At 70.3% G+C, this 21,865-nt stretch carries 19 protein-coding genes; 11 read left to right on the top strand and 8 right to left on the bottom strand.

The annotated features are described in order from the left end of the window. The first annotated feature begins 49 nt into the window (after nucleotides 1-49). From OKJ99_RS28450 to OKJ99_RS28440, 3 genes are read left to right on the top strand one after another with little or no spacing between them, the layout of a single operon-like run. On the top strand, nucleotides 50-1,309 hold the full coding sequence (locus tag OKJ99_RS28450; RefSeq protein ID WP_326020623.1) for an aromatic ring-hydroxylating oxygenase subunit alpha: 1,260 nt from the start codon (nucleotides 50-52) through the stop codon (nucleotides 1,307-1,309). Between the two features lie 33 nt (nucleotides 1,310-1,342). After that, entirely contained in the window at nucleotides 1,343-1,681 is a 339-nt protein-coding gene (locus tag OKJ99_RS28445; protein ID WP_326020621.1) for a hypothetical protein, read from the top strand. A gap of 33 nt (nucleotides 1,682-1,714) precedes the next feature. Beyond that, the gene (locus OKJ99_RS28440) at nucleotides 1,715-2,974 is read left to right on the top strand and encodes a metal-dependent hydrolase family protein (protein WP_326020619.1); all 1,260 of its coding nucleotides are present in this window, start codon (nucleotides 1,715-1,717) and stop codon (nucleotides 2,972-2,974) included. Between the two features lie 6 nt (nucleotides 2,975-2,980). On the opposite strand, the gene OKJ99_RS28435 is transcribed toward OKJ99_RS28440, so the two are convergent. The 3 genes from OKJ99_RS28435 to OKJ99_RS28425 form a co-directional block, all read right to left on the bottom strand. After that, on the bottom strand, nucleotides 2,981-4,036 hold the full coding sequence (locus OKJ99_RS28435; RefSeq protein WP_326020617.1) for an NAD(P)H-dependent amine dehydrogenase family protein: 1,056 nt from the start codon (nucleotides 4,034-4,036) through the stop codon (nucleotides 2,981-2,983). A 66-nt stretch (nucleotides 4,037-4,102) separates the two neighbouring features. Further along, nucleotides 4,103-4,765: a TetR/AcrR family transcriptional regulator gene (locus OKJ99_RS28430; protein WP_326020616.1), complete on the bottom strand. Its 663-nt coding sequence runs from the start codon at nucleotides 4,763-4,765 to the stop codon at nucleotides 4,103-4,105. A 108-nt stretch (nucleotides 4,766-4,873) separates the two neighbouring features. Next, nucleotides 4,874-5,326, bottom strand: a complete 453-nt coding sequence (locus tag OKJ99_RS28425) for a MarR family winged helix-turn-helix transcriptional regulator (protein WP_326020615.1) — start codon at nucleotides 5,324-5,326, stop codon at nucleotides 4,874-4,876. Between the two features lie 127 nt (nucleotides 5,327-5,453). Here OKJ99_RS28425 and OKJ99_RS28420 point away from each other — a divergent pair, with 127 nt between their 5' ends. After that, a complete protein-coding gene (locus tag OKJ99_RS28420; RefSeq protein WP_326020613.1) occupies nucleotides 5,454-6,908 on the top strand; it encodes an MFS transporter in 1,455 nt (484 codons plus the stop codon). 18 nt (nucleotides 6,909-6,926) lie between these two features. On the opposite strand, the gene OKJ99_RS28415 is transcribed toward OKJ99_RS28420, so the two are convergent. After that, nucleotides 6,927-7,364, bottom strand: a complete 438-nt coding sequence (locus OKJ99_RS28415; RefSeq protein WP_326020611.1) for a TIGR03618 family F420-dependent PPOX class oxidoreductase — start codon at nucleotides 7,362-7,364, stop codon at nucleotides 6,927-6,929. Then, a complete protein-coding gene (locus OKJ99_RS28410; protein ID WP_326020609.1) occupies nucleotides 7,354-8,094 on the bottom strand; it encodes an enoyl-CoA hydratase/isomerase family protein in 741 nt (246 codons plus the stop codon). Before OKJ99_RS28410 ends, OKJ99_RS28415 begins: the two co-directional genes overlap by 11 nt. Before the next feature lie 146 nt (nucleotides 8,095-8,240). Here OKJ99_RS28410 and OKJ99_RS28405 point away from each other — a divergent pair, with 146 nt between their 5' ends. From OKJ99_RS28405 to OKJ99_RS28375, 7 genes are read left to right on the top strand one after another with little or no spacing between them, the layout of a single operon-like run. Next, nucleotides 8,241-9,803, top strand: a complete 1,563-nt coding sequence (locus tag OKJ99_RS28405; protein WP_326020608.1) for an AMP-binding protein — start codon at nucleotides 8,241-8,243, stop codon at nucleotides 9,801-9,803. 35 nt (nucleotides 9,804-9,838) lie between these two features. Then, the gene (locus tag OKJ99_RS28400) at nucleotides 9,839-11,020 is read left to right on the top strand and encodes an amidohydrolase family protein (RefSeq protein WP_326020606.1); all 1,182 of its coding nucleotides are present in this window, start codon (nucleotides 9,839-9,841) and stop codon (nucleotides 11,018-11,020) included. Next, on the top strand, nucleotides 11,017-12,522 hold the full coding sequence (locus OKJ99_RS28395; protein ID WP_326020605.1) for a FadD3 family acyl-CoA ligase: 1,506 nt from the start codon (nucleotides 11,017-11,019) through the stop codon (nucleotides 12,520-12,522). Before OKJ99_RS28400 ends, OKJ99_RS28395 begins: the two co-directional genes overlap by 4 nt. Then, nucleotides 12,519-14,102 (top strand): methylmalonyl-CoA mutase family protein, encoded by a 1,584-nt coding sequence (locus tag OKJ99_RS28390; RefSeq protein ID WP_326020603.1) that lies wholly within the window; start codon nucleotides 12,519-12,521, stop codon nucleotides 14,100-14,102. Before OKJ99_RS28395 ends, OKJ99_RS28390 begins: the two co-directional genes overlap by 4 nt. Then, nucleotides 14,102-14,509 (top strand): cobalamin B12-binding domain-containing protein, encoded by a 408-nt coding sequence (locus OKJ99_RS28385; protein WP_326020601.1) that lies wholly within the window; start codon nucleotides 14,102-14,104, stop codon nucleotides 14,507-14,509. The genes OKJ99_RS28390 and OKJ99_RS28385 overlap by 1 nt, the downstream gene beginning before the upstream one ends. Before the next feature lie 11 nt (nucleotides 14,510-14,520). Further along, nucleotides 14,521-15,477, top strand: a complete 957-nt coding sequence (locus OKJ99_RS28380; RefSeq protein WP_326020600.1) for an LLM class F420-dependent oxidoreductase — start codon at nucleotides 14,521-14,523, stop codon at nucleotides 15,475-15,477. Next, a complete protein-coding gene (locus OKJ99_RS28375; RefSeq protein WP_326020599.1) occupies nucleotides 15,474-16,517 on the top strand; it encodes a CaiB/BaiF CoA transferase family protein in 1,044 nt (347 codons plus the stop codon). The genes OKJ99_RS28380 and OKJ99_RS28375 overlap by 4 nt, the downstream gene beginning before the upstream one ends. 41 nt (nucleotides 16,518-16,558) lie before the next feature. Here OKJ99_RS28375 and OKJ99_RS28370 read toward each other — a convergent pair whose 3' ends face one another. From OKJ99_RS28370 to OKJ99_RS28360, 3 genes are all read right to left on the bottom strand, one after another. Then, a complete protein-coding gene (locus OKJ99_RS28370; protein ID WP_326020597.1) occupies nucleotides 16,559-17,365 on the bottom strand; it encodes an SDR family NAD(P)-dependent oxidoreductase in 807 nt (268 codons plus the stop codon). Nucleotides 17,366-17,860: 495 nt separating this feature from the next. Beyond that, nucleotides 17,861-20,524: a family 78 glycoside hydrolase catalytic domain gene (locus tag OKJ99_RS28365; RefSeq protein ID WP_326020595.1), complete on the bottom strand. Its 2,664-nt coding sequence runs from the start codon at nucleotides 20,522-20,524 to the stop codon at nucleotides 17,861-17,863. 35 nt (nucleotides 20,525-20,559) lie between these two features. After that, the gene (locus OKJ99_RS28360; protein WP_326020594.1) at nucleotides 20,560-21,855 is read right to left on the bottom strand and encodes an MFS transporter; all 1,296 of its coding nucleotides are present in this window, start codon (nucleotides 21,853-21,855) and stop codon (nucleotides 20,560-20,562) included. Between the last annotated feature and the right edge of the window lie 10 nt (nucleotides 21,856-21,865).

The raw sequence follows: 21,865 nt of genomic DNA, 5'->3' as shown, positions 1-21,865 counted from the left end.
GGACGTCACCGAACGTCAGTGGTGCAGTCGGACTGGAGGGTCGGACCCCATGCCGCATTTCAAGAAGCCCGCCGAGGGCAGCTGGACCGAGCACTTGAAGATCGGCACGGAGCCGATCAGCTATGAGGACTCCATCTCGCCGGAACACTACGAGCTGGAGCGGGACGCGATCTTCCGCAGGACCTGGCTCAACGTCGGCCGGGTCGAGCAACTGCCGCGCAAGGGCAGCTACTTCACCAAGGAGCTGGATGCGGCCCGCACCTCGGTGATCGTCGCGCGCGGCACCGACGACGAGATCCGCGCCTTCCACAACGTGTGCCGCCACCGCGGCAACAAGCTGGTGTGGAACGACTTCCCGAAAGAGGAGACCAGCGGCGTGTGCCGCCAGTTCACCTGCAAGTACCACGCCTGGCGCTACGACCTCGAGGGCAAGCTCGCGTACGTGCAGCAGGAGGGCGAGTTCTTCGACCTCGACAAGTCCGACTACGGGCTCAAGGCCGTGCACACGGAGGTCTGGGAGGGGTTCATCTTCGTCAATCTGGACCCCGAGAACACCACGCCGCTGCGCGAGTACCTCGGCGAGTTCGCCAAGGGCATCGAGGGCTACCCGTTCCACAAGCTCACACAGGTGCACAAGTACCGCGCGGAGATCGGCGCCAACTGGAAGCTGTTCATCGACGCGTTCGCCGAGTTCTACCACGCGCCGATCCTGCACTCCGGCCAGTACATGGCCGAGGAGGCCCGCAAGATCCAGAAGTACGGGTACGAGGCGCTGCACTACGACACCGACGGCCCCCACTCGATGGTCTCCTCCTGGGGCGGCATCGCGCCGCCGCACGACCGCAAGATGGTCAAGCCCATCGAAGCAGCCCTGGAGAGCGGCCTGTTCGGCCCGTGGGACGCCCCGGACATCGGCGTGGCGACAGCGGACCTGCCGTCGGCCATCAACCCGACCCGCGACAAGCGGTGGGGCATGGACTCGTTCGTGTTCTTCCCGAACTTCATGCTGCTGATCTGGCGGCCCAACTGGGTGCTCACGTACCACTACTGGCCGACGTCGCACAACACCCACATCTTCGAGGGCACCTGCTACTTCGTTCCTCCGAAGAACGGGTTCCAGCGGATCCAGCAGGAGCTGGCCGCGGTGTCGTTCAAGGAATACGGCCTGCAGGACGGCAACACCCTCGAAGCGACGCAGACGATGCTCGAGTCCCGCGTCGTCGACACGTTTCCGCTCAACGACCAGGAGGTGCTGCTGAGGCACCTGCACCAGTCCGCGCGAGGCTACGTCGACGAGCACCGGGGCTGACCGATTCAGTGACTCCAGGAGGAGAACCGCATCATGGCGCACGCCACCACTGTCTTTCCCGCCGGCTTCGAGGCCCTGGAGCCGTTCGCCGACTGGGCCGTCCAGGGCGAGAAGGCCCGCTACGCCAAGCGGCTCGCCAGCACCATGGACGAGCTGGACACCTTCTACAACGCGGCGTTCCCGCTGCTCCAGGCCAACAAGGCCTACCTGGAGCAGGTGGACCTCGACAACATCTCGGAGCAGGACAAGCGGCTGCTGTGGGCGTTCTGTGCGCTGGTGACCGTCGCCTTCCCGGTCGAGGCGTGGCGTCAGCCGCGGGTTCCCGACTCGGGGCCCTCCAGCATCGACGCCGTCGTCGAACCCGCCGTCTGACCGGCCGCCGCCTCTGTGTGAAGGAGCCCCGCGATGCCCCGCCCGCGCACCCCACAGCCACCCGTCCTGCTCCGCGCCGCGCGCCTGCTCGACGTCGACAAGGGGGAGTACGTCACCCCCGGTGAACTGCTCGTCGAAGGCGAGCACATCACCCGGATCGCTCCCGACGCCGTCCCGGAAGGCACGGTCGTCGTCGACCTCGGCGATCTGACCCTGCTGCCCGGCCTGATGGACATGGAGGTCAACCTGCTGCTCGGCGGGCCCGACCACCGCAGTCCGCTGATCGCGGTGCAGGACGACCCGGCGGTGCGCACCCTGCGGGCGGTGGCCAACGCCCGCAGGACCCTGCGGGCCGGGTTCACGACGGTGCGAAACCTGGGCCTCTTCCTCCAGACCAACGGGTTGTTGCTCGACGTCGCCCTGAAGAAGGCCATCGATCACGGCTGGATCGAAGGCCCCCGAGTCGTGCCGGCCGGGCACGCGATCACACCCACGGGCGGGCACCTGGACCCGACGATGTTCCAGGCGTTCGCCCCGCACGTGCTGCCGTTGACGGTGGAGGAGGGGATCGCCAACGGCGTCGACGAGGTGCGCAAGGCCGTGCGCTACCAGATCAAGCACGGCGCGTGGGTCATCAAGGTGTGCGCGTCGAACGGCGTGATGTCGCACACCGGCCCGGCCGGCGCCCAGCAGTACTCCGACGAGGAACTGCGCGCCATCGTCGACGAGGCCCACCGCGCGGGACGGAAGGTCGCCGCGCACTGCATGGGCGAACAGGCGGTCACGGCCGCGCTCGACGCGGGCATCGACTGCATCGAGCACGGCTTCCTCACCAGCGGCGAGACCCTCGACCGGATGGTGCGGCAGGGCACCTTCCTGGTGGCCACCACCTCGCTCAACGACGAGATGGACACCTCGCGCGCCGACCCCGAACTCCAGGCCAAGGCGGCCGAGACGTTCCCGCGGGCCCGAGCCACCATCTCCGAGGCGATCCGCCGTGGTGTACGGGTGGCCTGCGGCTCCGACGCCCCGGCGATCCCGCACGGGCGCAATGCCAAGGAGCTGGTCGCGCTGGTGAAGCGGGGCATGTCCCCGCTCGACGCGATCCGCGCCGCGACGACCGTCTCCGCCGACCTCATCGACGTCGACGACCGCGGTCGCCTCGACACGGGCCTGCTCGCCGACGTCATCGCCGTCCCCGGCGACCCGCTGGCGGACATCGCGGTGACGGGCGACGTCCGGTTCGTAATGAAGGGCGGCACGATCCACCGGGGCGGTGCGGCGGAGGCCTGAGCCTTCTTACGACTGGGCGAACGGCGACACGACATGCGGCAGATCGGCCGTCGTCCGGATCCCGGGATCTGCCGCCACCACCCACGGCACCGCGTTCACCGCACGGTTGGCCGTGTACGCGGGGTAGGTGGCGGCCGCGTTCTCCGGCGCGACGGGGAAGCGGATCGTGACGTCCAGCGGAGCGTCGCCGTCGACGGTCAGCCGCCACCCGGTGTCCCGCAGATCCCAGGACCGATCGAGCTCCGTCGTGCAGTACCAGGTCGCCCGGAACCGCAGCACATCGCGGCCCCCTTGCTTCCACGCCACCGTGACGCGCTGCGCCGCCACCGAACCTGCCTCCAGCACCCCGGCGGCGATCGTCGTACGCGACAGAGCGTGCGCGAACTCGCCGTGTACTTCGGACCGTTCTACGGGCAGCCCGAGCGCGTCGGCCACCACCCGCAGCGACGGCGCGAAGCTCGCCTTCAGTGAGGCGAGCCGCCGCTCGTCGAAGGTGTCGTGCCGCCCACCGAACCCCATCACGTCGAAGAGCAGCCCGGGCGACGGACGCCGCGACAGATCGGCGAACTCCTCGATCAGCAGCCCGTCGAGCCGCCGCTGCACGGACGCGAGCACCAGCGGCAGCGCCTCGGTGACGAAGCCGGGGCTGCTGCCGGTGCTGTGGATACTGCTGCCGCCCTCGGCGCAGGCGGCCTCGATCCGCCGCCGCAAGGACTGGTCCATGGCGCCGGGGTGGTGGAAGTCGGTGCGGGTGGCGACGACGTTGATCCCTGCCGTGAGCAGCGCGCACACCGCGTCGGCGTCCAGCTCGCGTGGCGTGTAGAGCACGCAGTCCGGCTTGAGGCCGAGCACATCGGCCGCCTCGGTGGTGGCGTGGACGCCGAGCGGCGCGAGACCGCACAACTCACCCGCGTCCAGGCCCGACTTGTCCGCGCTGTGCACGAGGACGCCGACCACCTCCAACTGAGGATGCTCGGCGGCCCCGCGCAGCGTACGACTCCCGATGTTGCCGGTCGCCCACTGGACGACGCGGTAAGACGACTTGCGTCCCGGTTCCGTCATGGCGAGAACGGTACTCTCGTGATACGAGAAGCGTAATGGCGCGACAGTGAGGCATCCGGCGCGATGTCAGGTCCGCCCGGTGACGCCGCCCCGGCAGAACTCCCAGACCTCATCGGCGGAGACCTGCGTCGACGTGCTGCCGGACGGGACGCCCGGGGTCTGTGCGGTGAACATAGCCGTCTGCATCACCAACGACGCCGCACGCCGCGGCTTGTCCGCGTGTGCGTCACCCGACTCCACGGCCTCCTCGACGAGTTCGGTGAACAGGTCGAGCAGCGGCACGTGCGCGGTGGCCACCTGCTCCGGATGGGTGCCCAGGAGCTGCATGGCGAAGTCGGTGAACAGCGGGCTCTGCCGGCCGGGGCGCGGCATCGACTGTTCGTAGAGCATGTGCACCGCGACGCGAAGCCGTTCGAGAGGCTTCTTCTTGGGGGCGGTGGCGGTACGGATCTCGTCGGCCGAGCGCCCCAGCGCATCCTCGAACAGGGCGAGCAGCAGCTCGTGTTTGCCGTCGAAGTGCTGGTAGAAGCTGCGCAGCGACTGCTTCGAGCGCTCGACGACCTCCTGCACGGTGAAGTCGGTCGTGCCCTTGGCGGCGATGAGTTCCTGGGCCGCTTCGAGGAAACGCTCGATCCGCTGCTCGGCGCGGAGCGTGGCCGCGCGCGTGGACCGCTCGATCGCGCGCTGTCGCCAGACGGGCGGAGTGGGCTCTGCGGGTACGGCGTTCATCTGCGGAACGATACGCGACGCAGTTGAGAAGCGGGTGGCTTCCACCTACCGAAGCGGCTACCGCGTGAACGGGAACATCATTCTCCTGAGGTGTTCTCCCGTGATGTCTCAGGAGCGCGGCCAGGGCTGGCCGCTCAGCCGCTCGATGCTGGTGTTGAAGCGCTGCAGATAGCGGGCGAAGGTCTCGACGTCGTCCGCCGACCAGTCCTCGAAGACCTTGTCCAGTTCCTGGACGTGGGTCTCGCGCTCCTCGTCGAGCTGCCGCTCGCCCTCCTCGGTGAGCCGGAACTTGCGGGCCATGCCGCCGTCCGGGTCGGGGATCCGCTCCAGCAGTCCGGTCCGCATCGCGCTCGCCGTCTGCCGGTTGAGGGTGGAGGCGTCGAGCAGGAAGGCCTCGCTGAGCTGGCCGATCGACATCGGACCCTGGGCCTGGATCCGGCTCAGCATGATGTACGCGCTGCGCTCCAGGCGGTTGTCCTGGCGGCGGCGCTTTTCGTTGCCGAGCTGATGTCGGCCCAGCACCATGTGCTCGAACTCGACCAGGTGCGATGGCTTGTTCATGTACGTGCGTCCTCCTGGGTCGACCGTATCGCAGGGTGTTATGTGCATCACGCATGTAATATGCACGATACACATCATGTGTATGCTGCATAGCGTTGCACACACTGAAAAGATTGAGGAGTCCTTCATGGATGCGCCCCAGTCGAGCGGTAGGTCGGGCGCCATCGTCGCCACCCTCGCGCTCGCAGGCACCGTCGCCGCGATCATGCAGACGCTGGTGACGCCGCTCATCGCCGAACTGCCGCAGCTCCTGGACACGTCGTCCTCGAACGCGGCATGGGTGGTCACCGTCACCCTGCTCGTCTCCGGTGTGTGCGTGCCGGTCTCCGGCCGCCTCGGTGACCTCATGGGCAAGCGACGCATGATGCTGATCTGCGTCGTCCCGCTGATCGTGGGATCGGTCGTCTGTGCGCTGTCCTCGTCCGTCGTCCCGATGATCGTCGGGCGCGGGCTGCAGGGGATGGGCATGGGCATGGTGCCGCTCGGGATCGCGCTGCTGCGCGACGTGGTGCCGACCGAGAAGCTCAGCGGTTCCATCGCGCTCGTCAGTGCGTCCATGGGCATCGGCGGCGCGATCGGCCTGCCGATCGCCGCGGCGGTCGCGCAGTACGCGAACTGGCGCGTCCTGTTCTGGGGCTCGGCGGTCCTCGCCGTGGCCATCGGCGCGATGATCTACGCGATCGTGCCGGACGTCCCGGCCGCCGCCAAGGGACAGCGCTTCGACGCCCCCGGCGCCATCGGCCTCGCCATCGGTCTCGTCTCGCTGCTGCTCGCCGTCTCCAAGGGCGCCGACTGGGGCTGGGGCTCGGGCACCACGCTCGCCCTGTTCGCCCTCGCTGTCGTCTCCCTGCTCGTGTGGGGCCGCTACGAGCTGCGCACCCGCGAGCCGCTGGTCGACCTGCGCACCACCGCCAGGCCCCGCGTGCTGTTCACCAACGCCGCCTCGATCCTCATCGGTGTGGGCATGTACTCCTTCATGCTGATCGCGCCGCAGTTGCTCCAGTTCCCGGAGGCCACCGGCTTCGGCCTCGGTCAGTCGATGCTGGCGGCCGGTCTGTGGATCGCGCCCGGCGGCGTCATGATGATGCTGATCTCGCCGCTCGGCGGAAAGCTGATCAACTCCCGCGGCCCGAAGTTCGCGCTGATCCTCGGCGCCCTCGTGATCGCTCTCGGGTACGGCGCCGCGCTGCCGCTCATGGGGACGGCCTGGGGCATCATGCTCGCCGGCATCATCATCAACAGCGGTGTCGCCCTCGCCTACGGCTCCATGCCCGCCCTGATCATGAGCTCCGTGCCGCTCTCGGAGACCGCCGCGGCCAACGGCTTCAACACCCTGATGCGCTCGCTCGGCACCACGATCGGCTCCGCCGTGATCGGTGTCGTCCTCGCGCAGATGACCGTCTCCATGGGCGGTGTCTCGATCCCGTCCGAGGGCGGCTTCCGTACCGGCCTGATGATCGGCTGCGGCGTGGCCGTACTCTCCGCCGCCGTCGCCGCCTTCATCCCGGGGCTGCGCAAGGGCGAGGACGAGCCGGCGGGCGAGCAAAAGCCCGTCTCCGACGGCGCCCCGGCCCGCGCCTGACCGGTCGGGCGGTCGCGTTCAGGCCGCCGGATGCACCAGCCCGTAGAGGCGTGTGATCTCGGCCCGTACGAGCATGCGCCGGTGGCGGATCATCCGGCGGTCGAACTCGGGGCGGTCGCCGGCCGCGCCGGAAGCGGCGTGCACCGCGTGCAGCTCGTCGATCGCGGCCTCGCCGGCGACCGCCGCGACCGCGACCTCGAACGTGCCCTCCGCGACGGTGTAGTTGAAGAAGTCCTCGCCCGGCACGTACAGGGCCGCCCTCGGATCGCGCAGCAGGTTGCGGCCCTTGGTGCGGCCCGTGGTCGTCGAGAGGCGGAGAACGCGGGCCGCCGGATCGGCGAGGTAGTAGACGTTCGACAGGTGCGGGGTCCCGTCGGGGCCGAGCGTGGCCAGGACGCCCTCGCGGCGGCCCGCCACGCGCTGCCACAGCGCCTCCTGCGGCACCTCACTTCCCACGGGACATCACCCGCTCCGCCGCGGCCCAGTGCTCGTCGGAGGCCCACAGGCGTGCGAAGGTCCGCGCCGCATCGCGCGGCGGGCAGCCGCTCGGCCGCGTCACGCGCTTGATGGACCGCGCCGGCGGGTGGGCGAGGGAGTGCGCCAACTGCCGCCACCCCGCCTCGAACCCGGCCCGCGGCAGCACCCGATCCACCAGGCCCTCCTGTTCGGCCTCCCGGGCGCTCAGCACCTGCCCCGACCCGGCGAGCAGCAGCGCCCGACCCGGTCCCACGAGTGCGGCGAGCCGCTCGGCCCCGCCCCAGGCCGGCATGATCGCCAGCGTCACCTGGTTGAAGGCGATCCGTATGTCATCGGCGGCGACCCGAATGTCGGCGGCCAGCGCGAACTCGGCGCCGCCGCCGAAGGCATGGCCGTTCAGGGCAGCGATCACCGGGCCCGGAAAGGCGGCGATGCGATCGCAGATCGCACGCATCCGCAGTGCCATCTCCATCGCGGCCTCCTCGGTGCGCAGCGCCGCCAGCTCCTTGATGTCGCCGCCCGACACGAACGCCTTCTCGCCCGCCCCCTTGATGACGAGGGCGTGCGTCGTGCCCTCCTGCTCGGCCTCGGTCACGGCGTCGAGAACCTTGTCCAGGCGGTCCATCGTGGCGGGCCCGATCGCGTTGCGCGCGTGCGGGCGGTCGATGGTGATGACGGCGAGCGCGCCGTCCAGTTCGAGGTCGACCATGCGAAACCCTCCGGTGAGCCTTCTCGATGCGTGGGGACCGTGGTCGCGTACGACGTATGGAACATAGCTTCTCGATCTGAGAGAGTTCAATTCTCGTACGTGCTCAGTGTGTACAGGTGTATGCCACGAGGAGGTTGGTTTCTTCCATGCCGACGATCCCGGTCACCGCGCTCAGGACGATCCCGCCGGAGCTGATCCAGCGCTACGAAGCGGAGGGCTGGTGGACCCGCGAAACCCTCGGCGAGATCCTGACGGAACGTCTGCGGGCTGCCCCCGGCTGCGAGTTCAGGGTGCACTCCCGCGTACGCCCCTGGTCCGGAACCTTCGGCGACGTGGAGCGCACGGCGAGACGGCTCGCGGCCGGGCTGCGCGAGCGCGGCGTCGGCCCCGGTGACGTCGTCGCGTTCCAGCTGCCCAACTGGATGGAGGCGGCTGCCGTGTTCTGGGCCTCGGCGCTGCTCGGCGCGGTGGTCGTCCCGATCGTGCACTTCTACGGGCCCAAGGAGGTCGGCTACATCCTGCGCTCCACCCGGCCGAGCGCCTTCTTCGCCGCCGAGCGCTTCGGTCGCCAGGAGTTCCAGGCCGAACTCAGCGCCGGCGTACCGATCGTCGGCGTGGTCGGCCGCGACTTCGACGACCTCCTCGCCGACGAGCCGATGGAGGGCTTCCTGCCCACGGACCCGGCCGCGCCCGCCCTGATCGCCTTCACTTCCGGGACCACCCGCGACCCCAAGGGCGTGGTGCACAGTGACCAGACCCTGCTGTGCGAGACGCGCCAGCTCTCCGCCGCCTACCCGCCGGACCGGGGCAGGCAGCTCACGGTGGCGCCCGTCGGCCACTTCATCGGAATGGCCAACGCCTTCCTGATCCCCGTGCTCGACGGCTCGCCCATCAATCTCGGCGACGTATGGGACCCGGCCCAGGCGCTCGACCTCATCGCCCGCGAGAACCTGGTCGTCGGCGGGGGAGCGACATACTACATGACCAGCCTGCTCGACCACCCCGACTGCACCCCGGCGCACGTTGCCCGCCTCAAGTACGCGGGCCTGGGCGGCTCCGCCGTCCCCTCGGCCGTGACGACCCGTCTGGAGGGCCTTGGCATCACGGCGTTCCGCTCCTACGGGTCCACCGAGCACCCCTCCGTCACCTGGGCCCCGCACGACGGCCCCGCCCGCGTCCGGCTGCATACCGACGGCACCCCGCTGGACGGGGTGGAACTGCGACTCGACGACGACGGTGAGATCCTCACCCGCGGCCCCGACCTCTGCCTCGGCTACACCGACGCCGAGCTCACCAAGTCGGCCTTCGATGCGGAGGGTTGGTACCGCACGGGCGACATCGGGGAGGTCGACGCGGACGGCTGCCTGTCCATTACCGACCGCAAGGCGGACGTGATCATCCGGGGCGGCGAGAACATCAGCGCCCTGGAGGTCGAGGAGGTGCTGCTCGGCGTGGCCGGCGTCGCGGAGGCCGCCGTGGTCGCCGCGCCCGACGCCCGGCTCGGTGAGCACGCGGCCGCCGTGCTGCGCATGCTGCCGGGCCGGCCCGTCCCGGAACTGTCGGAGCTGCGGGGGCACTTCGAGCGCGCCGGGATCGCCCGGCAGAAGTGGCCGCAGGAGGTGCACGGCGTCGAGGAGTTCCCGCGCACCGCCAGCGGCAAGGTGAAGAAGTTCGTGCTGCGGAAGGACATTGCCTCGCTTCCTCGGTGAGAATAGTATTCTCACTATCGGCTAAGGAGGATTCCATGCCTTCGCGCACCCTGCCCTATCCGCTCTTCGACGCGGACAACCACCTCTACGAGACTCGGGAAGCGCTGACCAAGTACCTCCCGAAGCAGTACGACGGTGCCATCGAATACGTCGACGTCCGCGGCCGTACGAAGATCGCGATCCGCGGGCAGATCAGCGAGTACATTCCGAACCCGACCTTCGACGTCGTCGCCCGGCCCGGCGCGATGGAGGAGTACTTCAGGGTCGGCAACCCGGATGGGAAGACCCGCCGGGAGATCTTCGGGGAACCGATGCGCGCCATCCCTGCGTTCCGCGAACCGGGCCCCCGCCTGGAACTCCTGGACGACCTCGGCATCCAGCGCTCCCTGATGTTCCCGACGCTCGCGAGCCTCATCGAGGAGCGCATGAAGGACGACCCGGAGCTCATCCACGCGGTCATCCACGCGCTCAACGAGTGGCTGCACGAGACCTGGGGCTTCGTCCACAAGGACCGCATCTTCACCGTCCCCGTGATCACCCTGCCGTTCGTGGACAAGGCGATCGATGAGCTGAACTGGGTGGTGGAGCGCGGCGCCCGCGCGATCCTGGTCCGCCCCGCTCCCGTGCCGGGTCCCGGTGGTGTCACCCGCTCCTTCGCGCTGCCGGAGTTCGACCCGTTCTGGAAGCGGGTGCAGGAGCTCGGGGTGCTCGTCACCTTCCACTCCTCCGACAGTGGTTACTCGAACTACGCCAACGACTGGGAGGGCGGCACCCGCGAGTTCCTGCCCTTCAAGCCCAACGCGTTCCGGCAGGTGGCGGAGTGGCGGCCCGTCGAGGACGCGGTGGCGTCGATGATCTGTCACGGCATGCTCTCCCGGTTCCCGGCGCTGAAGGTCGCGGTGATCGAGCAGGGCGCGTCGTGGGTGGAGCCCGTGCTCGGCCGGCTCGCCGATGTGTACAAGAAGATGCCGCACGAATTTCAGGAGGACCCGGTCGAGGTCTTCAAGCGGCACATCCACATCAGCCCGTTCTGGGAGGAGGACATGGCCGCCCTCGGTGACCTCATCGGCATCGAGCGGGTCCTGTTCGGCTCCGACTACCCGCACCCGGAGGGGCTCGCCGACCCGGTCAGCTACGTCGACTTCCTCGGCAAGCTCGACGAGACCGACAAGGCCAAGGTGATGGGCGGCAACCTGGCCCGCCTGATGGCCCCATGAGCGTCAACGGCGCCAGTGTCGACGGCGCTTTGAAGTGGCGCAGCATCCCCGAGATGGCGCTCAGCGCCGCCGACCGTTTCGGCGACGCGGAGGCCGTGGTCGACGGAGACCTGCGCCTCACGTTCGGCGAACTCGCCGACCGGATACGGGCCGCCGCCGGCGCCTACGCCCACGAACTCGGCATCCGCAAGGGCGACCGGGTGGCGCTGTGGGCGCCCAACTCCGCCGACTGGATCGTCGCCGCCTTCGGGCTCACGGCGGCCGGGGGCGTCCTCGTCCCCGTGAACACACGCTTCAAGGACGCCGAGGCGCACGACATCGTGCGCCGCAGCGGAGCCAGGGCGCTGCTCGTCCACAACGGCTTCCTGGACCGGGAGTTCACCGGGCCCGAGGGCGTACCCGTGATCGATGTGACGTCCGGCTTCCTCGCCTCCGGCAGCGCGTACGAGCGCGAGGTGGGCGCCCTGGACGAGGACGACATCGCCGACATCGTGTTCACGTCCGGCACCACGGGCCGCTCCAAGGGCGTCATGACCACCCACGGGCAGACCCTGCGCCTGTACGACGAGTGGTGCGACCTGGCCGGGCTGCGGCAGGGCGACCGCTATCTCATGGTCAACCCGTACTTCCACATCTTCGGCTACAAAGCGGGCCTGGTCGCTTCGTTCCTGCGCGGAGCCACCATGCTGCCGGTCCCCGTGTTCGACACGGACGTGGTGCTCGACCTGGTCGAGCGCGAGCGCGTGACCGTCCTGCCGGGGCCGCCCACCCTCTACCACTCACTGCTCGCCGCACCGGCAGGGCGTGATCTGTCCTCGCTGCGCGTCGCGGTCACCGGGTCCGCGGACATCCCGGTCGAGCTGGTGCGGCGCGTCACCACCGAACTGCCCTTCCAGCACCTGATGACCGGATACGGACTGACCGAGGCGGGCACCGTCACCGCCTCCCGGCCCGGCGACCCGTACGAGGCCGTCGCCACCACCGTCGGCCGCCCCTGCGAGGGCTTCGAGGTGCGCATCGCCGACGACGGCGAGGTCCTCGTGCGCGGCTACGCCGTGATGAAGGGCTACCTCGACGACCCCGCCGCCACCGCGGAGACCATCGACCCCGACGGCTGGCTGCACACCGGCGACCTGGGGGAGCTCGACGCGGAAGGCCGGCTGAAGATCGTCGGACGCAAGAAGGACATGTTCATCGTCGGCGGCTTCAACGCCTACCCGGCCGAGATCGAGGGCTTCCTCCTCGAACACCCCGCCGTCGCCCAGGCAGCCGTCATCGGCGTGCCCGACGCACGCATGGGGCAGGTCGGCAAGGCGTACGTGGTGGCACGGGAGCGGGTGAGCGCCGAGGACCTCATCGGCTGGAGCCGCGAGCGCATGGCCGGGTTCAAGGTGCCGCGACACATCGAGTTCCGTGACGCACTGCCGCTGGGCGCCACAGGCAAGGTCCTCAAGGACCAGCTGACCGCCGGCCGGCCCGAGGAGGAGCCGCGACACCCATGACAGACGACCCCGCGCACACCCCGTCCGGCCTCCCCCTCCAACCTGTCTACACCCCGGCCGACGCCCCCGACACACCGCCGGACCCGGGTGCGTACCCCTTCACCCGCGGTAACTACCCGACCGGATACCGCGGCCGCCTGTGGACCCGCCGCCAGTACTCCGGCTTCGGCACCGCCGAGGAGTCCAACCGCCGCTACCGCTACCTCCTCGACCAGGGCTCGACGGGCCTGTCCGTGGCGCTCGACCTGCCCACCCAGTGCGGCTACGACTCCGACGACCCGGAGTACGCCGACGAGGTGGGCCGGGTCGGGGTCGCGGTCGACAGCCTCGCCGACGTCGAGCTGCTTTTCGAGGACCTCCCGCTCGACCGGATCAGTACCAGCTTCACCATCAACGGCACGGCGGCGATCCTGCTCGCGCTGTACGTGGCCGCCGCCGAGAAGCGCGGCATCCCGCGTGCCAAGCTCACCGGCACGATCCAGAACGACATCCTCAAGGAGTACGCCTCGCGCGGCACCTGGATCTGGCCGCCCGAGCCCTCGCTCCGCCTGATCGCCGACACCATCGAGTTCTGCGCCGAACAGGTCCCGCGCTTCAACGCGATCTCCGTCGCCGGTGCTCACTTCCGCGACGCCGGGGCCAACGCCGTCCAGGAGATGGCGTTCACCCTCGCCGACGGAGTCACGTACTGCGAGACGGTCCTTGAACGCGGCCGCATGACGATCGATCAGTTCGCCCCGCAGATCTCGTTCTTCTTCTACACGCACGGCGACTTCTTCGAAGAGATCGCCAAGTACCGCGCCGGACGCAGGCGTTGGGCGACCATCGTGCGCGAACGCTTCGGCGCCGAGACCGACAAGGCGTGCATGTTCCGCTTCGGCTGCGTCGCCGGAGGCGCCTCCCTGTACGCGCCGCAGGCCCGCAACAACACCGTACGCGTCGCCTACGAGGCACTCGCCTCCGTCCTCGGCGGCGTGCAGTCCATGTTCACCGCGGCCTGGGACGAGCCGTTCGCGCTGCCCAGCGAGGAGTCCGCGACGCTCGCGCTGCGCACCCAGCAGGTGCTCGCGTACGAGACGGGCGCCGCGGCGGTCGCCGACCCGCTGGGAGGTTCGTACTTCGTGGAAGCCCTCACCGACGCCACCGAGGAGCGCGTCGTCGAGATCATGGACGACCTGGAGCGGCACGGCGGCATGGTCCGTGCCATCGAGGACGGCTATCTGCAAGGGCTCATCGCCGACGAGGCGTACCGGGCCCACCAGGACATCGAATCTGGTGCCAGGCCCGTCGTCGGCGTCAACCGGTTCACCGCCGACGAGACGCCGCCCGACCTGGCCACGTACGAACTCGACGCCGAGGGGCGCGAGCGGCAGCTGAAGCGGCTCGCCCGGGTGAAGCACGAGCGCAGCGCGGCCGAAGTGCGGCGCACACTGGGTGAGCTGAGGCGTGCCGCCGACGCCCCGGACGTCAACCTCATGGGCCCGCTCGTCGACTGCGCCGCCGCCTACTGCACCGTGGGCGAGATGTCCGACGTGCTGCGCGCGGTGTGGGGCGAGTTCCGGCAACCGGTGGTGTTCTGATGGCCACCGCATCCGGCGCCCGAGTCCTGATCGCCAAGCCCGGACTCGACGGGCACGACCGCGGCGCGAAGATCGTCGCGCGGGCGCTGCGGGACAACGGCTTCGAGGTCGTGTTCACCGGAATCCGGCAGCGCGTCACCGACATCGCCGCGACCGCCGTGCAGGAGGACGTGGCCGTGGTCGGCCTGAGCATCCTCTCCGGCGCCCACATCGCGCTGACCGCCCGCACCGTCGAGGCGCTGCGGGCCGCGCACGCCGAGGACATCGCGGTGGTCGTGGGTGGCTCCATCCCGGCTGGCGACATCCGGCGCCTGAAGAAGGCGGGCGCCACCGCCGTCTACCCGACCGGCACCCCGCTCGACCACATCGTGGCCGACATCCGCAAGCTGACCGCAGACCGTTCGTGAGGAGCCCCCGTATGCGTATCGGAGTGATGTCAGGCCCCGAGCGGGGCGACAGCGCACGCAAGGCAGCCCGCATGCTCGACGATGTGCGCTGGGCCGAGGAGGCCGGATTCGACACGGTGTGGGTGCCCCAAGTGCCCACGGACTTCGACGCGTTGACGGCCATCGCACTGATGGGCTCGGTGACCTCGCGCATCGAACTGGGCACGGCCGTCGTACCGGTGCACGCCCAGCACCCCATCGCCCTGGCCCGCCAGGCACTCTCCGTGCACGCGGCGGCCCAGGGGCGGCTCGCGCTCGGGGTCGGCGCCTCGCACCACTGGATCGTGCGCGACATGCTCGGGCTGCCCTACGAGAAACCCGCCGCGTACACGCGCGACTACCTCGACGTCCTCAACTCGGCCGTCAGCGGCAACAGTTCGGTCGACGTCGAGAACGACACCTTCACCGTCCACAACCCGCTCGGCCTCGCCCCGGTCGCCCCGCTGCCGGTCCTGCTCGCCGCGCTCGGCCCGGTCATGCTGCGCGTCGCGGGGGAGCGGGCCGACGGGACCGTGCTGTGGATGGCCGACGAACGCTCCGTCGCCGACCACGTCGTGCCCCGCATCACCAAGGCTGCCCAGGAGGCCGGACGCCCCGCGCCGCGCATCGTCGCCGGCATCCCCGTCTGCCTGTGCCGGCCCAACGAGGTGGACGCCGCGCGCGAGCGCGCCAACCGCATTCTCGGTGAGGCCGAGATCTCGCCCAACTACCAGCGTCTGCTGGCGTACGGCGACGCCCGTGACGTCGGCGACCTGTGCGCCGCCGGCGACGAGGCGTCGATCAAGGCCCGTTTCCAGCGGTTCGCCGACGCGGGCGTCACCGATCTGTCAGTACGTCTCCTGCCGATCGGCGAGGGACGCGAGGAACTGGTCGCGTCCAAGCGCCGCACCCGCGAAACGGTGGCGGCGATCGCCGCGGAGCTGCGGTGAACGCCGGACCACTCGCCGGTATCCGCATCCTGGAGGTCGGGCACATCCTCGCGGGCCCCTACGCGACGATGCTCCTGGCCGACCTGGGTGCGGAGGTGACGAAGCTGGAGCCACCCGGCGGCGACCTGTCCCGTCAGGTGTCCGACGCGTACTTCGCGAGCCTCAACCGCGGAAAACGCAGCATCCGAGTGGACCTGACGACTGACGCGGGCCAGGAGCGGCTCCATCAACTCGTGCTTGATGCCCATGCGTTGCTCGTGAACCTCAAGCCGTCGGCGATCCGCCGCTGCGGACTGACCTACGATGACCTGAAGGCGTACAACGACCGTCTCGTCTGCGTCGCCCTCACCGGCTACGGCATGGAGGCGGGCGACGACCCCGCCTTCGACTACGTCGTCCAGGCCGCCACCGGCATCGCCGCCCTGACCGGCGACCCGGAAGGCCCGCCGATGCTCCCCGGCTACTCGTCCGCCGACAACTCGGCAGGCATGACCGCCGCGTTGGGGCTGCTCGCGCAGATCGTGTCGGGGCGCGGCGGACAGGTCGACGTGAGCCTGCGCGACGTCCTGCTCTCCCAGCTCAACTACCGCGCCGCCGCCTACCTCAACGAGGGCACCGTCCCCCGCCGTACACCGGGCGGCGCCCACGCCTACTACGTACCGGCCCAGCTGTTCCCCACGGCAGAGGGCCACTTGGCGCTGTTCGTCACACACGACGGCTTCTGGCGGGCCTTCGCCACCGAGGCCGGTATCGACGAGCCCGCGTTCGCCACCATGGCGGGCCGGGCGGCGCACCGGGACGATGTGATCGCGGCCGTCACGAAGGCCCTCGCCGGGGATACGGCGCAGGGCTGGGAGGCGCGGCTACGGCCCTTGCACGTCCCGGCCGCCGCGGTCCGTACGCTGCCCGAGGCCTTGGAGCGCACGCCCGGCGCCGTTGTCCGGGCGGGCGACTATCGCCTGGTCGGCAGCCCTGTCCACGTCGCCGGATACGAACCGTCGTACGGGGCGCCGCCGCGCCTGGGGGAACACGGCGGGTGACTCCGGGGCGCCCTGTTGCCCCCTGGCCGTCTGTGGGTCCGTCAGGCCGTGTCGCCGGCGTCCGCGAGGAGCGTGCTCCCCGTCATGAAGGCCGCCAGGTCGCTCACGGCGAAGAGGACGATGCGGGCGACGTCGTCGGGGACGCCGAGGCGGCCCAGTGTGCTCGGCTGCATGACGGACATGAGGTGCTCGGCCGTTTCGGGATCGGAGGCCCCGGCGACCGCGAGACTTCCCTCGGTGGGGACGAACGTCGGCGCGACGCCGAGCACGCGGATGCCCATCGGGGCGAATTCCAGGGCGAGTTGCCGGGTGACTCCGCGCGCGGCGTGCTTCGACGCGACGTACGCGGCGAGTCCCGGCCCCGTCCCCCGGAATCCGGCGGTGGACACCACGTTGACGACGACACCTCCGTGCCCCGCCTCGCTCATCCGGCGCGCGGCCTCCCGAGCGCCGAGGAAGACGCCCCGCGCGTTCACGGCGAACACCTCGTCCCAGGTCTGCGTGGGCATCTCCAGGGCGGGAGTGGCGGGGAAGATCCCCGCGTTGTTGACCCAGATGTCGATCCCGCCCCACTCCCGCACCGTGCGGTCGGCGCCCGCGGACACGCTGTCGGGGTCGGTGACGTCCAGCTGCAGCGGCAACGTACGCCCCGGCAGTGATTCCGCTGCCTTCAGCGCGAGTTGCTCGTCAACGTCGGTGACCGCCACGTCCGCGCCCGCCTCGGACAGGCGCTGGGCGATGGCGAGCCCGAGGCCGCGGCCCGCACCGGTCACGAGGGCGCGTCGACCGGTCAGCGAGATCAGTTCGGTGACGGTCCGGGTCGAGACGTCGGGTACGGAGATCTGCATGATGTCCCCCTTTGCTTGAGGCTGCTGGGCGGTGCGGCGGGCCGCTTGCCTGCAGTCGATGCGCGGGCGTCGTCGTGCGTGGAAATGCTGCTCTCGGGTACCGGTATCGGCAGGCTGGAACGAGTGGGGCTCGATGCCGTCCGCGCCGACCCACTGGCTGGATTGCTCCTGGACGCCGATGTCCATCGCCACGTGAGCCTTCGGAATTCACGTTCTCTCAGTTGTACTCCAGTTCGCTTCCGTTGTCCCCGCCGCCGGTGGCCCATTTATGCAGGGCAACGCGCGTTGCGTGGTGGGTCCCGACGAGGCGTACGACGATCTTCACGTGCGGAGCAGGGAGCGTTGAGTGCGGGCTCTCGGTGCCGACCGCGGGGCTCAGTCACTGGTCGGACGCGTGCCGTCTCCGCGCGGCGTGGGGCATGCAGACCCTAATCGCCACCCTGTTCGGCGGGTGCACGGTCATGATGCGCTCGACGCCGTAGAGAATCGGGCACATCACCTCGACATACGTACGGAAGCGTTCCACGGCGCGTTGCCCTCGAACCTTCCCGGCGGCACCGTGCGGGCGGTCCCGTCCGGGAACACCACACGCGCGGTCGTGCCCGGTGGGACGTCGACTGTGAGCGTCAACTGGCCACCACTCAGATGCCATTCGACGCCGATGGTGCCGTACGGGGACTCGTGCGTGCCGCGCGCCCACGTGAGCGAGGCGTGCGGGACGGGCGCCACCTCGAAGGACTCCCAGGCCACCGAACCCGGCGCCTGGCGAAGGCCGAGTGTGTGGGTGTGCAGGAAGCGGACCACGGCGCCCTTGCTGTAGTGGTTCAGCGAATCGTGCGCCTCGCCGCTCTCGTCGACGCCCTCCCAGTCCTCCCAGATCGTCGTGGCACCCCGGTCCAGCAGATACAGCCAGGACGGCGCGGTGCGCTGGAGGAGCAGCTCGTACGCGACATCGGCGTGGCCGGCGTCGCACAGCACCGGGAGCAGATCGCCGGTGGCCAGGAACCCGGTGCCGAGGTGGGTGCCGGCGGACCGGATCAGCGACACCAGGCGCTCGGCGGCCGTCGCGCGCAACTCGTCGGGGACGAGGCCGAGGGACAGCGCCCGTACGTAGCCCGCCTGGGTGTCACCGCAGGTGCGCCCGTCGGCCGTGAGGTACTCGGTACGCCAGGCGGCACGGATCCGCTCGGCACTCGCGGCGTACCGCGCGGCCTCCTGCGTACGGCCGAGGACCTCCGCCACGCGCGCGAGCGTCGACGTCGAGCGGTACAGGAACGCCGTGCCGACCTCGCCCTTGTCGGCCATGAACCAGCCGGCCGGGTCGACCTTGATCGGGTCGACGGGGATGCCGTCGGGCCCCTTCTTCTTCGGCTCGGTCCACTCACCCCAGTGGAAGGAGCCGTCCCACAGGTACCGCTCGTGCGGCAGCGGCTCCGCCGAGCGTTCGACGCGGGACGGGTGGCGCACGGTGTGGGCGGTGGTGAGCGCCCACTCGACCCAGCGCGTCATCGCGTCCCAGTTCTCCGCGAGCACCTCCCGGTCGCCGTAGGCTTCGTACAGCTCCCACGGCACCGCGACGATCGCGTCGCCCCAGCCCGCCGAGCCCGTCATCATCGCGAACCGGTCGTCGAGGTGGTGCTTGATGCGGCGGCCGTCGGGCGAGAAGTTGGCGATGCGACCGTCGTCCAGCTGGTCGTCGCGGACCGAGCGCAGCCACTTGCGGCTGAAGCCAAGGACGTCGTAGAGGCGCGTCGCGGTCGGCGCGAACACCAGGTAGTCGCCGGTCCAGCCGAGGCGTTCGCGGGTCGGGCAGTCGGTGGGCACGTCGACGGCGTTGCCGCGAAAGCTCCAGTCGGCCAGCGCGTGCAGCCGGCCCAGGTCCTCGTCGCTGCACGCGAAGGTGCCGGTGCGGCGCAGGTCGGTGTGGACGACGCGCATGGTCAGGCTCGTCGGGTCGAGCGGGGCGGCGCCGTCCCTGCGGATGCGCGCGTACCGGAAGCCGTGCACGGTGTGGCGCGGCTCGAAGATTTCCCCGGGGCGGCCCGCGGACACCACCTCGTCGCACTGGACGAACTGCGCCAGGTCCTCGCCCGGCATGAACGAGTCGAGGTGACGGGTCGACAGGTCACCGTCGGCGCCGAGGTGTTCGCCGTGGTCGATCACCGTGCGCGTACCGGCCGGGCCGAGGTCGCTCAGCGCGAGCCACCCGGAGGCGTTCTGCCCGAAGTCGGCGATCCACAGGCCGTCCTCCACCTGCTTGACCGACTGGGCGGGCCGCGACGCGACGACACGCACGGGCGGCGCGGGCGACCAGGTGACCGGGGGAGCCACGACCCGGTCGACGAGGACCGGGCGCGCGGGCTCCGGCCGGACACCGAAGTCCGTGGTCTGGCCGTCCATGAGGTCGGCGCGGGTGACGGCGGAGGGCGAGCACGTCCAGGACTCGCCGGTACGGACCACCTGGCGCGTCCCGTCCTCGTACGCGAGGTGCAGCTCGGCGCGCGCACCGAGCACCGTGCCCCAGCCCGCCGGCTGCCGAAACGCGCCGACCTGCCCCCGGTACCAGCCGTCGGAGAGGACGAGTTCTATGCGGTTGGCGCCCGCGCGGACGGACGGCGTGACGTCCGAGGCCTGGGCGTGCAGCGTTCTGTCGTACGAGGTGGAGCCGGGGGAGAGCTCGGCGGTGCCGGCCCGCTCGCCGTTGAGGTACGCCTCGTAGACGCCGAGGGCGGTCGCGTAGAGGCGCGCCGAGCGGACACCCGGCAGGGCCTCGAAGGCGCAGGAGAGGGTGTGGGCAGGGCGCCTGCCGTAGCCGGGGTCGACCGGGGACTCGGCCGGGGAGATCCAGCGCGCCCGCCAGTCCGTGTCCAGGAGCCCGACCTCGAAGCGGTGCCACGGCGACCAGGCACCTTCGGCCGCCCGCACCTGCCAGGCCACCCGCTGCCCACTGCGCAGGTCGCCCCAGGGCCAGGGCACGAACAGGTGATGGCCAAGCGTGAGTGAGGTCCTGGCCTCGCCGTCGACGGCGCACTCGAGCGCGTAGCGAGTGGGGAGGCAGGCGCCCGTCGGCGGCTTCCACGACAGCCGGGGCGCGGGCCCGGACACCGGGAACTGGTCGCCGCCGCTGTCGATGCACAGGTCGTACGGAGCGTCGTTCATGAACTTCCTTGGTGCACTCGAAGGTTGCTAGGGCCCTAGCGGACCGACTTGACCTTGGTGAAGATGATCAGGCCGCCGGCGAACGCGAACACCGCCCCGGTCAGATAGAGCAGTGTGTAGTTCTTCTCGCCGCCCGAGGCGCCGATGGTGATGACGAGCGGCGCGATCAGCGGGGCGAGGGCGCTCGGGATCTTCTGCGCGAACGCCACGACCGCGAGATAACGGCCCGCCTGCGCACGGTCCGGGAGGATCGCGAACACGATGGCCTGGTCGACGGCGGCGAACACCGCGATCGCGAGCTGCATCAGCACGGCGCCCACGATGAGCTGGGGCATCGAATGGGCGAACGCCTCGGTGCAGGCACCGGCCACGAAGATGGTGGCCCCGATGAAGGTGAAGAGTTTCCGCCGGCCCAGCTTGTCCGAGAGGAAACCGCCCGCGATCGCGCCTCCGGTGGCCGCGAGCACCCCGATGACCCCGATGGACGCCACCACCCCGGCGACCTCCTTGACCGGGAGGTCGAGCCGCTGCGCGTAGAAGAAGGTGCCGAAGGTGGTGTTGAAGTACAGGCCCATGAAGAAGATGAAGCGACCGAGCCAGTTCCAGCCGAAGTCGGGGTACTTGCGGGGACTGAAGCCGTAGCTGGCGATCAGGCTCCGCACCGTCAGAGCGCTCGTGGTGTGCACGAGCGCACGCGAGTCACCCTCCGGCCTGAAGACCGGGAACAGGACGAGGAGCGCCGCCCCGACGAGCCCCGGCACCAGGAACACAAGGAGCGTGCTCGACGCCACCGCGTACGCGACGCCGATCCCCACCACCGGAGCGATCTGCTGAGAGACGCTGGTCAGCGCCGCCACCCGGCCCCGCTGCTCCTCGGGCACGCGGTCCGCCTGGACGTTCTGGATGGCCTGGCCCGCCGTTGACCAGCCCACCATGCCGACGACCCACGCGAGCCCCACGAGGAGCACGCTCGGCGCGACGGCGATCCCGAGCAGCGAGACGATGCCGAGGACCGCGCCGAGCAGCATGAACGGTGTCCGGCGCCCGAGCCGCGAGCGCGTGCGGTCGCTGCACAGCCCGATCAGCGGGCTGAGTACCAGATAGACGAACTGCGCGGACCCGGTGACATAGCCGAGCAACTCCTCGCGCCCGGGCACGAGTTCGGAGACGCGCACGGCGAGCGAGTACGACAACGGGACCATCAGCGCGAGCGAGGCGCCGAAGTTGCCGACCGCCATCCACGCGATGTATCCGGCGCTGACCTTCCGCAGTTCGGGCGCTTCGATCGTGGGACCCGCGGGCGGGTTCCCGTGACCGATGTCCTGAGCCATGAGGAACCCT

The organism is Streptomyces endophyticus, assembly GCF_035798155.1.
Classification (GTDB): domain Bacteria; phylum Actinomycetota; class Actinomycetes; order Streptomycetales; family Streptomycetaceae; genus Streptomyces; species Streptomyces endophyticus.
The sequence above is the reverse complement of the archived record's forward strand: the minus strand, read 5'-3'. Positions and strand labels throughout refer to the sequence as shown.

What these genes read in the sequence shown, in the direction of transcription:
- OKJ99_RS28450 (WP_326020623.1), top strand. Translation starts at nt 50, where the DNA reads ATGCCGCATTTCAAGAAGCCCGCCGAGGGCAGCTGGACCGAGCACTTG.
- OKJ99_RS28445 (WP_326020621.1), top strand. Translation starts at nt 1,343, where the DNA reads ATGGCGCACGCCACCACTGTCTTTCCCGCCGGCTTCGAGGCCCTGGAG.
- OKJ99_RS28440 (WP_326020619.1), top strand. Translation starts at nt 1,715, where the DNA reads ATGCCCCGCCCGCGCACCCCACAGCCACCCGTCCTGCTCCGCGCCGCG.
- OKJ99_RS28435 (WP_326020617.1), bottom strand. Translation starts at nt 4,036, where the DNA reads ATGACGGAACCGGGACGCAAGTCGTCTTACCGCGTCGTCCAGTGGGCG.
- OKJ99_RS28430 (WP_326020616.1), bottom strand. Translation starts at nt 4,765, where the DNA reads ATGAACGCCGTACCCGCAGAGCCCACTCCGCCCGTCTGGCGACAGCGC.
- OKJ99_RS28425 (WP_326020615.1), bottom strand. Translation starts at nt 5,326, where the DNA reads ATGAACAAGCCATCGCACCTGGTCGAGTTCGAGCACATGGTGCTGGGC.
- OKJ99_RS28420 (WP_326020613.1), top strand. Translation starts at nt 5,454, where the DNA reads ATGGATGCGCCCCAGTCGAGCGGTAGGTCGGGCGCCATCGTCGCCACC.
- OKJ99_RS28410 (WP_326020609.1), bottom strand. Translation starts at nt 8,094, where the DNA reads ATGGTCGACCTCGAACTGGACGGCGCGCTCGCCGTCATCACCATCGAC.
- OKJ99_RS28405 (WP_326020608.1), top strand. Translation starts at nt 8,241, where the DNA reads ATGCCGACGATCCCGGTCACCGCGCTCAGGACGATCCCGCCGGAGCTG.
- OKJ99_RS28400 (WP_326020606.1), top strand. Translation starts at nt 9,839, where the DNA reads ATGCCTTCGCGCACCCTGCCCTATCCGCTCTTCGACGCGGACAACCAC.
- OKJ99_RS28395 (WP_326020605.1), top strand. Translation starts at nt 11,017, where the DNA reads ATGAGCGTCAACGGCGCCAGTGTCGACGGCGCTTTGAAGTGGCGCAGC.
- OKJ99_RS28390 (WP_326020603.1), top strand. Translation starts at nt 12,519, where the DNA reads ATGACAGACGACCCCGCGCACACCCCGTCCGGCCTCCCCCTCCAACCT.
- OKJ99_RS28385 (WP_326020601.1), top strand. Translation starts at nt 14,102, where the DNA reads ATGGCCACCGCATCCGGCGCCCGAGTCCTGATCGCCAAGCCCGGACTC.
- OKJ99_RS28380 (WP_326020600.1), top strand. Translation starts at nt 14,521, where the DNA reads ATGCGTATCGGAGTGATGTCAGGCCCCGAGCGGGGCGACAGCGCACGC.
- OKJ99_RS28370 (WP_326020597.1), bottom strand. Translation starts at nt 17,365, where the DNA reads ATGCAGATCTCCGTACCCGACGTCTCGACCCGGACCGTCACCGAACTG.
- OKJ99_RS28365 (WP_326020595.1), bottom strand. Translation starts at nt 20,524, where the DNA reads ATGAACGACGCTCCGTACGACCTGTGCATCGACAGCGGCGGCGACCAG.
- OKJ99_RS28360 (WP_326020594.1), bottom strand. Translation starts at nt 21,855, where the DNA reads ATGGCTCAGGACATCGGTCACGGGAACCCGCCCGCGGGTCCCACGATC.